General features: G+C 43.2%; 7 protein-coding genes and 1 pseudogene. 3 read left to right on the plus strand and 5 right to left on the minus strand.

Annotated elements, in window-relative coordinates; translation table 11 throughout:
- Positions 1 to 21 precede the first annotated feature (21 nt).
- Positions 22 to 1329: a hydroxymethylglutaryl-CoA reductase, degradative gene (locus HMPREF0556_RS13560; RefSeq protein ID WP_241762097.1), complete on the minus strand. Its 1308-nt coding sequence runs from the start codon at positions 1327 to 1329 to the stop codon at positions 22 to 24.
- Positions 1306 to 2457 (minus strand): annotated as a pseudogene (locus HMPREF0556_RS13565) (thiolase family protein); the annotation flags it as partial. The gene HMPREF0556_RS13560 and the pseudogene HMPREF0556_RS13565, both read right to left, overlap by 24 nt.
- A 159-nt stretch (positions 2458 to 2616) precedes the next feature.
- Between HMPREF0556_RS13565 and HMPREF0556_RS05425 the strand changes: the two are divergent.
- A complete protein-coding gene (locus HMPREF0556_RS05425) occupies positions 2617 to 3768 on the plus strand; it encodes a hydroxymethylglutaryl-CoA synthase (protein ID WP_040486499.1) in 1152 nt (383 codons plus the stop codon).
- 137 nt (positions 3769 to 3905) lie between these two features.
- On the opposite strand, the gene HMPREF0556_RS05430 is transcribed toward HMPREF0556_RS05425, so the two are convergent.
- The 3 genes from HMPREF0556_RS05430 to HMPREF0556_RS05440 form a co-directional block, all read right to left on the minus strand.
- Entirely contained in the window at positions 3906 to 4868 is a 963-nt protein-coding gene (locus HMPREF0556_RS05430) for a LacI family DNA-binding transcriptional regulator (protein WP_036107380.1), read from the minus strand.
- Positions 4869 to 4933: 65 nt separating this feature from the next.
- The gene (locus HMPREF0556_RS05435) at positions 4934 to 8185 is read right to left on the minus strand and encodes a GH36-type glycosyl hydrolase domain-containing protein (protein ID WP_003756261.1); all 3252 of its coding nucleotides are present in this window, start codon (positions 8183 to 8185) and stop codon (positions 4934 to 4936) included.
- Positions 8178 to 10358 carry a glycoside hydrolase family 3 N-terminal domain-containing protein gene (locus HMPREF0556_RS05440; RefSeq protein WP_040486500.1) on the minus strand — a complete coding sequence of 727 codons (2181 nt, stop codon included), beginning with the start codon at positions 10356 to 10358 and terminating at the stop codon, positions 8178 to 8180. Before HMPREF0556_RS05440 ends, HMPREF0556_RS05435 begins: the two co-directional genes overlap by 8 nt.
- A 319-nt stretch (positions 10359 to 10677) precedes the next feature.
- Here HMPREF0556_RS05440 and HMPREF0556_RS05445 point away from each other — a divergent pair, with 319 nt between their 5' ends.
- Together HMPREF0556_RS05445 and HMPREF0556_RS05450 are read left to right on the plus strand one after the other, a co-directional pair.
- The gene (locus HMPREF0556_RS05445; protein WP_040486501.1) at positions 10678 to 11568 is read left to right on the plus strand and encodes a carbohydrate ABC transporter permease; all 891 of its coding nucleotides are present in this window, start codon (positions 10678 to 10680) and stop codon (positions 11566 to 11568) included.
- 18 nt (positions 11569 to 11586) lie between these two features.
- Positions 11587 to 12417: a carbohydrate ABC transporter permease gene (locus HMPREF0556_RS05450; RefSeq protein WP_003756268.1), complete on the plus strand. Its 831-nt coding sequence runs from the start codon at positions 11587 to 11589 to the stop codon at positions 12415 to 12417.
- Positions 12418 to 12421: the final 4 nt, after the last annotated feature.

The raw sequence follows: 12421 nt of genomic DNA on the forward strand, positions 1-12421 counted from the left end.
AATAGGAAACATGCTTTCCGATCAAAGTTCTACTTTTTGTGAGCGGATCTCAGCCAAAATGGTTTGTGCGTTTGCTTGATTCATTCGACTACCTTGAAGTTTTTCCGCCAGGATCTCCACTTCTTTCCCCGTAGCTCCAACAGAAAGCGCTAAAGAGCGAGCTTGAAGGGACATATGACCTTGCTGGATACCTTCTGAAACAAGCGCCCTCAAAGCGGCTAGATTCTGCGCCAGACCAACTGCGGCTGTCACTTCTGCAAGTTCCTTCGCTTCCGTGATGCCCATGATCTCAAAAGCAGCTTTTGCTTTCGGTAAGACCTCGATCGCGCCGCCGACACTTCCAAGCGCCAGTGGCAGACTGATTTCGCCATGTAACGCACCTTCCGCCACTTGCCACTGGCTTAGGCCTCGGTAGTGCTGGTCTCTCGAGGCATAGGCGTGTGCCGCAGCTGCGACCGCTCTGGTATCATTACCGCTTGCTAACACCACTGCTTCGATGCCGTTCATGATTCCTTTATTATGGGTCGCCGCTCGGTAAGGATCTAGCTGAGCAAATTTAGAGGCTGCTGCCACTTTTTCAGCAATACGTTTTCCATCCCCCTTTTTGCTTAACGCTTCATAAGGGATGCGGCAGCTTGCAGTAACGATCGATTCTGTCGCATAATTGCTGAGGATACTGAAAAGGATCTCTTCTGTGAGTATTTCCCGCAGAAAGCCTGCTACGCCTTCTAAAATCGTATTGATGATATTCGCACCCATGGCATCTTTCGTATCCACAATCAAATCGATGGATAGAAAGGTTGGATCATCATCAAAAGTACGGACTACTATTTCTTTTAAACCACCGCCGCGCTTGACGATCGACGGATGACTTTGCGCTGCAGCACGAAAGATTGCTGCTTTTTCGGCAGTGATCGTATGCTCGATTGTGGCAGGCTCTTTTACATTCATCAACACGATTTGACCGCGTAAGAATCCGTCTTTCAGTTCGCTTTGAAAACCGCCTAAATGGTTTGCCATTTTTGCTCCGTTATTACATGCGGCAATGACGGATGGCTCCTCTGTTGCTAGCGGAATAGTATAACTTTTATCGTTGACACGCAGATTCAACGCGACCCCAAGCGGGATTTCCATCTCACTGATTTGATTTTCGATCAAATTGTCGGCAATATCCTCCGGCAATGTCATTTCTGCTAATACGTGTTTCGTTGCCGGAGAAATGACTGCTTGTTCCTGCAGCCTAGCTAGACGGTCTTCTCTAGCTAATTGGTAGAACTTTTTTACAGGTTGGTCCTCCTGTGGGACTTCTATTAATATCGCTAAGCCCAATCCGCCACCAATACAAAGGGAGGCGATCCCATATCTACCGTGTGTTCGTTTCAGCTGATGTGCCAATGTCGTTACGATCCTTGCACCTGTGGCTCCAAGTGGATGACCGAGTGCAATGCCGCTGCCGCCGATATTGATTTTTTCATCAGGAATACTTAATTCTTTTTGAACTACGACTGAAGAAGCTGCAAAAGCTTCATTGATCTCAAATAAATCGATCTCTTCCATCGAAATTTGGTTACGATCGATCAGTTTGTTGATTGCAGAAACTGGTGCGATACCCATGATACTTGGATCGATTCCGATCTCGGTAATATCATGCACGATAGCTAAATATGGGATTTGATTTGTTTCAGCAAATTCCTTAGAAGCGATAATCACGGCAGAAGCACCGTCATTGATTGTTGAAGCATTGCCGGCTGTTACAGTTCCGTCTTCTTTAAAGATCGTACGCAATAGGCTTAATTTTTCCAGCGTCGTTTCTTGGCGGACACCTTCATCTTGTGTAATGACCTCGTCGCCGATTTCAAGGGGCAGGATCTCTGCTGCAAATATACCTTGTTCCTGCGCCTTGGCTGCTTTCATTTGTGAGCCATATGCAAACGCATCTTGAGCTTCGCGACTGACGCCATATTGCTCAGCTACATTTTCAGCAGTCAGCCCCATTATTTTCCCGCTAAAAGCATCCGTCAAGCCGTCGAACGTCATCGTTGGCACCGGTTTGCTAAGCGTATCTTCTTCTTTATTATAATAAGTGATCGAAGGCGCATTTGTCATACTTTCAATGCCACCTGCAACAATAACCTCTGCTTCTCCTAGCAATATCTGCTGGCGAGCCATACTGATTGCTTTGAGCCCCGATCCACATACTTGATTGATAGTTGATGCTGGTATTTCCGCACTTAATCCGCTATTCAAGGCGATTTGCCTTGCGGGATTTTGACCATTACCTGCTTGCAAGACATTTCCAAAGATCACTTGCTCTACATGGTCTTTCACTTGGTCATTTTTTTCGAATAATGCTTTTGTAACGGCAGTTCCTAATTCAACCGCTGTCATTTTGCTTAATTGGCCTCGGTACTTACCTATCGGTGTTCTCAAGGCATCGATAATCACGATATCTTTCACCACGCCACCTCCATTTAAAATATATCACATCTCTTCTATAAAAACACCTCGCGAAGCCCAATAAAAGTTATTTTGTGGAACTTTGCGAGCTTACTTTTTTAAAATCTTGTATTCTATGGTAAAGTTATAAAAGTATACTATATATAAAGGAGAATGACAATGAACGTTGGTATAGATAAAATGAGCTTTTTTGTCCCACCTTACTTTGTGGATATGACTGACTTAGCAGTAGCAAGAGATGTTGACCCAAATAAATTCCTTATCGGGATCGGCCAAGATCAAATGGCAGTGAATCCGAAAACACAAGATATCGTGACATTTGCCACGAATGCTGCCAAGAACATTTTGTCAGCGGAAGACCTAGACAAGATCGATATGGTCATTGTCGGAACTGAGTCAGGCATCGACGAATCCAAGGCCTCCGCTGTTGTGCTACACCGCTTATTAGGCATTCAAAAATTCGCCCGCTCCTTTGAGATCAAGGAAGCATGTTATGGTGGTACTGCTGCCCTGCAATTTGCGGTCAACCATATTCGTAATCATCCAGAAAGCAAAGTTCTAGTGGTTGCTTCCGATATCGCAAAATATGGACTTGCCTCTGGAGGAGAACCGACGCAAGGGGCTGGTGCCGTCGCGATGTTGGTCTCTACTGATCCTAAAATCATTGCTTTTAATGATGACAGCCTGGCACTGACGCAAGATATTTATGATTTTTGGCGTCCAGTCGGACATGACTATCCAATGGTCGACGGTCCGTTATCTACAGAAACTTATATCCAGTCTTTCCAAACTGTTTGGCAAGAATATACCAAGCGTTCTCAGCATGCGCTTGCTGATTTCGCGGCACTCAGCTTTCATATTCCTTATACAAAAATGGGCAAGAAAGCCTTACTTGCTATTTTAGAAGGTGAAAGTGAAGAAGCACAAAACCGGATTTTAGCCAAATACGAAAAAAGTATTGCTTATAGCCGCAAAGCCGGTAATCTTTATACTGGCTCTCTGTATCTTGGCTTGATTTCGTTACTTGAGAATGCAGAAGATCTTAAAGCTGGCGATTTGATTGGTCTGTTTAGCTATGGCTCCGGAGCAGTGGCAGAGTTTTTCAGCGGTCGCTTGGTAGAAGATTATCAGGAGCAACTGTTAAAAACAAAGCATGCCGAGCAGCTTGCGCATCGCAAACAATTGACGATCGAAGAATACGAAACCATGTTTTCTGACCGTCTGGATGTAGATAAAGACGCGGAATACGAGGATACGCTCGCTTATAGTATTTCGTCAGTTCGAAATACGGTTCGGGAGTATCGAAGCTAGGAATTGATTTAAAATAGAGACGGAGCTCCGTCTCTATTTTTTTTGCATTAGTCGCCAAATGCAGGATATAATCGAAAACTATCAGCGTTAAAGCAAAGACCAACCAGCTAACATGACTGGTTGGTCTTTGCTTTAGGTCACTTCGATACCGAAGGACTTGTGATCAGTGTCGTATAAATAATCTCATTCGTTGCTTCTTTTCCTTCCAGCAATTTTACCAGCTGTTCTGCTGCCAAGGCTCCCCACTTATACTTCGAATATTCGATCGTCGAAAGTCGAGGGTTTAAGTATTCGCTGATTGGCGTATTATCGAATCCCACGATGCGGATATCTTCACCGATTTTTAGATTGGTTTGTTGGAAGTGGCGGTACATGCCGATCGCCATATTGTCGTTGAGTGCAAATACGGAAACGGGTTTTTCCCATTCTTTTTCGATTTTTTTAGCAGCAAGCTCACCACTTGCCTCGCTGAAATCCCCTTCAATGATATGCACTTCTTTATCACCGAAACGGGCTAACTCATCTTTTGCCGTCTGCAATCGGATCATTGCATCGTACGAATCATCTGGACCTGTCACGATATAAAAATCGCCGGAAAAATTGGTTGATAGATAATCGATCGCCAGTGTTGATCCAGCTCGGTTATCCAATAATACCTGACCGATATTCTCATGAGTGATCTCACGGTCCAAGACTACTAATTTATGTCCGCGATCGGCATAATTCAAGATTTCTTCGGTCGGGAAAGTGGCATCTAGGATAATCGCACCATCGATCATCTTTTCGGGTAGAAAGCGATGACTCTTTTTACCGCTACAGGCAATCAGTTCATAACCATGCTTATAAAGCGAATTTGTAAGTCCATCTAATAATTCACTGTAAAAGACGCCGCCATACGAAGTCAGGTAAACGCCGATGATTTTCGTTTCTCTCGTTTTCAGCGTTCTTGCCGCCATATTCGGGATATAATTTAAATCGTTTGCGATCGCCATGATTTTCGCTCTGGTCTTTTCCGTAACTTTCGAACTATTGTTAAGTGCATAGGAGACCGTAGAAATAGAAACGCCAGCCTTCTTTGCAATATCTTTGATCCCTACCACATTAATCGCTCCTTTGTGTTTTATTTCATTATACATGAATTACGGCTATTTAACGACTTGTTTCCTTAAAAATAAATCGTCAGCTGTGCATTGTTCGGCAGTTGATTTTTATCGATTGAAAGCGCTCCCTCACGGTAAGGATTTGCTTCTTGTTCAAAGACGGCTGTTTCACCATTTATTTCGATCGACCGCTTTTCTGCTGCTATAAATTGGATATCGAAGCGTTTGCCAGCCAACTGGATATGGGCTTCCAAACCATCTAGTTCATTCGGCAGTACTGGGTCGAATAACAATTGCGTTTGTGTTTGCCGTATCCCAAGAACGGAGCTGATCAATTGATTCAAATAAATGCCTGGTCCACTGGAATAAATTCGCCAGCCTCCTTGTACCGGTATCCCGCCTTTTTTCACCAAATCATATTTTTCTTGTGCTTCATAACGGTTTATAAAGGCGGCATCTGAACTGCTGAAATAGGTATTTGCTTGGCGTGCGGCCGCATTGGGAACGGCTTCGCTGATATTGATCGGATTGATTTTTTCCAGCATTTCCCATGCTTCGGTATTCCCCACTTTTGCCAATGCTTCTACATAACGAATGTGTGCATGGACATATTGTAAACCGATCTCTCTGCCGAAATTCGCTGCTTGTTCGGCACGTTTGAAATGTCTGCTCACTCCGCCCGTATAATTTGCCGGTCGATCCATCAATCGAACGCCATCTGGATAGAATAAATGCTCTCGAATAATATCGAAATTCGCTGCCGCTTGTTTGGCATCGACCAATTCGGAGATCACACTTTGCGTCATCGGGATCAAACGATAATGGCTGTTTGTTTCCTTGTCATTTGGATGGATCATGTAACGAACTTCTTGTGGGTCTTCTAAATTTAAAAAGCCAGGGATAATATCCGTTTCTCCAAGCATATATTGGTGGAAATCCTTATAGATACCTTCTGCAATCGTTTGATAACGTTCGCTCTCAGGTAGCCAGTCTGCTAGCTTCCCTAGAACTTGATAGGTCAAGGCAACGGTCCAGCTCGATACCATTGAGGCTTTCAGCTGACTATTAGCAGGCTGCAAGGTATCATCCCAATCCCCATCGCCGTAATTAGATAGATACGTTCCTGGCATAAAGCGTGCTTCGATCGTTGCGACTGCTTTTTGGACATGCTCCAATAACGTTGCTTTCTCCGCTGTAAATGCTTTGGCTTCACTATCGACATAAGGTAATTCTGCGCTCAGGATGTCTGTATCTCCGGTTGCTTCTAAATAATCGCCCAGCATTTTCAGCGGCCAAACAATCACATCCCCATGACTTTCTTCTTGCTGGATCGCTGTATATTTATCAAACATAAACCACTGTGGCCAGTCGCCCGTCTGTTCATATTGATGAGAAAAGACCGTTTCGATAATGGCTTTCATCACTGGTTGATTTCCCGTTGCATAGAAAAATTCAAATGGTCCCTGACTGACATCCCGCGTTCCCCATGCGGCTCCGCTGTACTGTTCCAAGCCATGTGGCGCTGCATAATGAACGAGCATTTGATGCGTATACCAGAAAACAGTGATGTTTATTTTTTCGGTAAAGCGACTTGGATGTTCTAAATAAAGTTCCGCTGTCAGTTCATCATAATGCGATCGGAACTTACGGCGATCTTCTGCATGGTCGATTTCTAGCTGAGAAAATTCTCCATCGAAACTTGCTTGTACATAAAAATGCGCTTCCGATGTAGTGGGATAAACAAATACATCCAGTTCCGCAGTCCCTTGATAAACGTCCGCAAAATAGCGTTCATCTGTGATTTGGTCGTAATCGCCTGTCACTTGATAAGCCAGTTCTGGATAGATCTGTTCTCCTAAGCTATTAGCAGGCAGCTGATAAGTCACCGTTTTACCGCTGATGTGTTTACGCGGTGTTTGTTCATATTCATTTGCTCCCATTGTCACTTGATTGGTGATCACAAAAGAGTAGGCACGTTGTCGAGCAGAAGAAATGGCAAGTTCGATCGTTTTAGAAGTTGCTGTGATAAAAGCGCGAACAGTAATGACATCATCTGCCAACCAGTAATGCCAAACTGCTTCGTTCGTTGTAATCTCCCAAAGCGAAGGCATCCCCAGATTTTGCAGACCAGCTTCTGTTTCTAAATAAACACGGACACCGCTTGTTTTAAGCAGATTTAATGGGTTGCGGGCATTGCTGTTCCACTTATTCATATTTGTGTTCCCCAGCACGGCTTGCGATAGGAACAATCCATACATATACGAAGAAGCAGACAGTGTATTTTCAGGATGGAGCGGATCGACTTGATCCAGTAAAATCGTCCCGTGCGGCCGGAGCAACTGTGTTTCTTTTACGGGAAGAACCACATGCTTATAATCAGGCGTAAAGAAGGACAATAATTCTTCTCCCTGCCATTCTTCTTGGATACGATCCGGGTATCGTTCGTCGATGATTTGCATCTCGACTGCTTTCCCACTGATTGTAGGGCCAAGTGGACGCTTCCACTGAACTTCTGTACCAGCTTGCCAAGCGATTTCCCGTTGCTTCACATATGCTTGGCGAATGGTTGCCAATGCGACTGGTTCTCCCGACGCCTCTGGCTGATTCGAGCTGAATTTCCCATAGAAAACAAATTCCGCCTTATCTCGGAAACTTTCTGTCTGCAGGACCGCTTCTGTAAATTCATATTGATACACACGATTGGGCAATTGTTTTTGATAGAGACCTGTTGGCTCTTCGGTCGTTTTATAAGTAGTCCCGTAAATATCAAAACCATCCGTAGCAAAGCCGATAGTTTTTTGGAAAGAACCGATCTGAACGGCAGGAAATTCTCCGTTTTGCGGCTGATTTTGTCGCGCTTGGATAACGTAACCACTATCGGTAGTATCAGTCACTTTCATATCAATATATTGCGAAATGTATGCTTCATTGGAACGAACTGCGCCGCTGTCTGCCAAACTCAGATCTTGGATATACACAAAATCAAATGTCCCGCTTCCTTCTATCGCTACTTCATAAAACCAATAGTTTTCCATCAGCGTAAATAACACGGTGTAAGTAGCATCAAATGCCTTCCCTTCATATTTAACACCACTAGCGCTGTAAGAAAAACGCGCCGTGTCAGTTAACAATGGGGCGATCAAGATTTTTTCGCCTTGATGCTTCCGTACATAAAGCTGAGTCAAACGATTTTCCAGCGGATTTTGGATCACTTGATTGATCATCTTATCATTGCCAGTTAGTACTGCAAGCTGACCGGTTTCATGAAATTTTGCTTTTAATTGTCCTGTTTCGACTGAAATTGCTGGTTTAAGCATTACTTTCTTCCTTTCTGATTTGAATTAGTGCTACTTCTGGTGCTAAACTGCTAGTCCCCACGAAAATCCGATGTCTGCCAGGTTCTTGGATTTTTTCCAGATTAGGAAGGTAGAAAGAAAAATCATCGGCAGTCAATGTGAATTGCATTTGACGTTCTTCACCGGCAGCTAAATTTACTTTTTCAAATCCTTTCAATTCTCTTACAGGCCGGGAAACAGATGCGGTTTCATCTTGAAGATAAATTTGAACAACTTCTTTTCCGGCACGCGAACCGCTATTTTTAATACGCAATCGAATCGTTACTTCTTCGCCAAGAGCAATTTCTGTTTTAGATAACTTTACGTCTGAAATCTCAAACTCTGTATAGCTTTTCCCATAACCGAATGGGTAAAAAGGTCGGTTCGGGATATCGAGATATTTAGAAACGTAGCGTTCTTCTGCGTTTTGTCTTGTTTTCGGTCTCCCGGTATTCAAGTGATTATAATAGATCGGGATCTGTCCTGTCGTTTGCGGGAAGGACATTGGTAATTTCCCAGAAGGATTTGCTTTTCCAGTCAAAAGATCTGTGACCGCGTGGCCAGCTTCCGTTCCCGGGAACCACATCTCGATCATTGCTTCGCTATTTTCGGCAAGTTCTTTGATCTCGATCGGGCGGCCACTGAATAATACAGTCACCACTGGTTTTCCAAGGGTGTGTAAGTAGGCCACTAATTGATATTGCGATTCGGGGAGCCGAACTGTTGCGAGACTCCCCGCTTCGCCTTCCCACTCCGTTTTTTCTCCGACCGCTGCGATAACGATATCGCTTCCTTCGACTGCTTGTTTGATGGCTGCTTTGTGGGTTTCTGTCAAAGTGGTATAAGGAGTTGGAATAATTGCAGAGTTTGTAAAGGTTTCTTGGAAAGCTGCTTCTAGCGTTACCGCCTGCTCTTTTTCTCCATACACTGTCCAGCCGCCTAATACATCATTGGAATCAGCAAGTGGTCCTACTAAGGCTACTTGTTGATTTGCTGCAAACGGAAGTGTATGTGCTTTATTTTCTAATAAAACGGCAGATTCGGCTGCTATGATTCGTGCGATATTACGATGTTCCTCGGAAAAAATTTCCTTTTGACGGTCATTCGCTTTTAAGCCGCGATATGGATCTTGGAATAAGCCTAGTTCTTCTTTCAACGTTAAAATCCGCAAAACAGCCTCATCTAAAATAGTCGCTTCTAGCTCACCGTCTTCGATCAATGCCTGCAGATTTTGCATATAACAGGATGTCATCATTTCAATATCGACACCTGCTGTTATCGCAAGCTTTGCTGCCTCTCGTTTGTCAGCAGCGGTACCATGATTGATGACTTCTTGGATAGCTCCCCAATCGGAGATCAGCACACCGTCAAAGCCAAATTCTCCGCGGAGAATATCACGATTTAGCCAACGGTTCATCGTTGCTGGAACACCATCGACAACATTGAAAGAAGTCATGACCAATTTGGCGCCAGCGTCTAATGCAGCACGATAAGCTGGTAAATAATTTTGATATAATTCACGATTTGACATATCTACTGTATTATATTCACGGCCACCTTCTGGCTGTCCGTAAGCAGCGAAATGTTTTACTGTTGCTGCCATTTTTGTATAGTCCTTTTCTAAATCAGCTGTTTTCCCTTGGTAACCGCGTACCATCGCTACGCCTAGTTCGCTGTTCAAATATGGATCTTCTCCTGTAGATTCCATCACCCTACCCCAGCGAGGATCTCTGACCAGGTCGAGCATTGGTGAGAAGTTGACATGGAGCCCATCTGCAGTGGCTTCTTTTGCAGAAACTGCTGCCATTTCTTCTGCTGCTTCGCGATCAAAGCTTGCGCCTAATGCGAGCGGGATCGGGAATACGGTCTTGTAACCATGAATCACGTCTGCCATAAATAATAGTGGGATATTCAGGCGACTTGTTTCTAAGTGTTTTTCTTGGATCGCGATCATTTCTTCTGCTGAGCTTGAGCCAAGCGTAGATCCGACTAATTGCACATCCTTTTCTGTCAGTTCTAGTTCTGCAAGCGGTCCTGTTACTTCTCCTTCTACTTTTGTTCCCGGGAAGAAAAACGGGGATAACTGCATACATTGTGCGACCTTTTCTTCGATCGTCATTTGTGCTAATAGATTTTTCATAGTTTCAGATGCCATAGCAACCTCCATAAAAACGATTTTGTCGAAACGTTTCTATTTAGATATAAAGTCATTATAAGCGCTTTCTTTTATAACGTCAAATCAAATAATTATTTTGTTCGATTTTTTGGGTTTCTTCTTATTGTTACTGCTAGCATCCGCATCAGTACAAGTTTTTATTTTCTTCGATTAAAACTTGAAACCGATTTCAATGTGTATTATAATAATTTTGTCGAAACGTTTCTATAAATCAAATATGCTTATAAATGGCAGTTTTAGGCTGTCATATCAATAAAAGAAATCGTTGGTTTCTTTTAAGGAAATGGAAGGAGCGTCTATGAAACAGTTTTTTAACCGTCACACCCCTTATTTTTTCATCTCACCTGCGCTTTTACTTTTAATTCTATTTTCATTACTTCCGATTGTTATTGCTTTTGTCATCAGTTTTACAGATATTGATTTGGTCGGACTTGCGGATTATTCGCAGATCCACTTTATCGGATTAGAAAATTACATCAATGTAATGAAAGATCCGACTTTTTTAAAAGCAATAGGAAATACACTTTTTTATGTTATTATCGGTGTTCCGCTTGTTATCGTTTGCTCGCTTGGTATTGCGCTGATGATCAATTTCTCGCAAGCAAAGATCTTTCAATTTTTCCGATTGATTTTCTACACACCCTCGATCACAAACGTTGTCGCTGTTGCGGTCGTATGGAGCTACTTATATAATCCGCGCTTTGGATTATTGAATTATCTGCTTTCCTTCTTGCATATCGGTCCGATTCCGTGGTTGCAAGATCCTGTGATGGCAAAGATATCGCTGATCATCCTTGCTGTATGGCGGGCGATCGGTGTAAATATGATCATCTTTTTGGCCGCTTTGCAAGGTATTCCAAAGGCTTATTACGAAGCAGCACAATTGGACGGCGCAAACAGCTGGCAACAGTTATTCCGTATCACAGTGCCACTACTTCGTTTTGCGATTTTCTTTGTGACGGTTACAACTATGATCGCTTGGCTGCAATTCTTTGAAGAGCCATTTGTCATGACTCAGGGCGGGCCGCTCGACAGTACTACTTCTGTTGCCCTCTTTATTTACCAAAACGGGTTCCAGTTGAGTAAATTCGGTTATGCGGCAGCTGGATCATTTATTCTGTTTATTGTCATCATTATCATTACCTTGATCCAATTCCGGATCCAGCGTAGAGATAATGAAGAATATTAAAGGAGAGGAGTCTTTTTAATGGACCAATCAACACACAAATCTCGGCTTTCCAAATGGCTGATAATCCTTATTTTAACTTTTGGCGGCTTCTTCATGATCTTGCCTTTTATCTGGATGATCCTCTCTTCTGTCAAAACAGATGCAGAGATTCTTCAGATCCCGCCGACCATCTGGCCTCGAGGTTTTACTTGGGATAGCTTTGTCAAACTATTTACGGAAATGAATTTTGCTGTTTATCTTAAAAACACCTTGATCATCGTCGTGTTCTCTTTCTTGGGACTTTTCTTAAATGCGATGGCTGGTTATGGTTTTGCGAAATTTAAATTTAAAGGAAAAAACAAGTTGTTTTATTTAGTATTAGCAACTATGATGATTCCCGGACAAGTGACCATGATTCCTGTTTACCTGCTATTGAATGCAGTAGGTCTTACCAATACGATGACAGGTATCGTACTGCCCGGCCTTGTTGGAGCGTTTGGGATCTTCTTATTCCGTCAGTTCATGTCCACGATCTCCAACGACTTGATCGAAGCTGCCCGACTTGACGGCGCTAGTGAATTTTATATTTTCTGGCGGATCATCTTGCCGATCTCACGTCCAGTACTGGCAGTTCAAGGTATCTTGACATTTATTGGGGCATGGAACTCCTTTATCTGGCCACTTATTATTGCCAACGACGAAAAATTCTACACGCTTTCCGTTGGATTGCAACTTCTCAAGGGCCAATACGGCAGCAACTACGCGCTACAAATGGCTGGTTCCACGTTTATGGTCATTCCGATCATTATTATCTTTATGATTTTCCAAAAATATATTCTGAAAGGATTCAATGTTTCAGGAATGAAATGATTTA

Origin of the sequence: Listeria grayi DSM 20601 (assembly GCF_000148995.1) — a bacterium.
GTDB classification, from domain to species: Bacteria; Bacillota; Bacilli; order Lactobacillales; family Listeriaceae; genus Listeria; species Listeria grayi.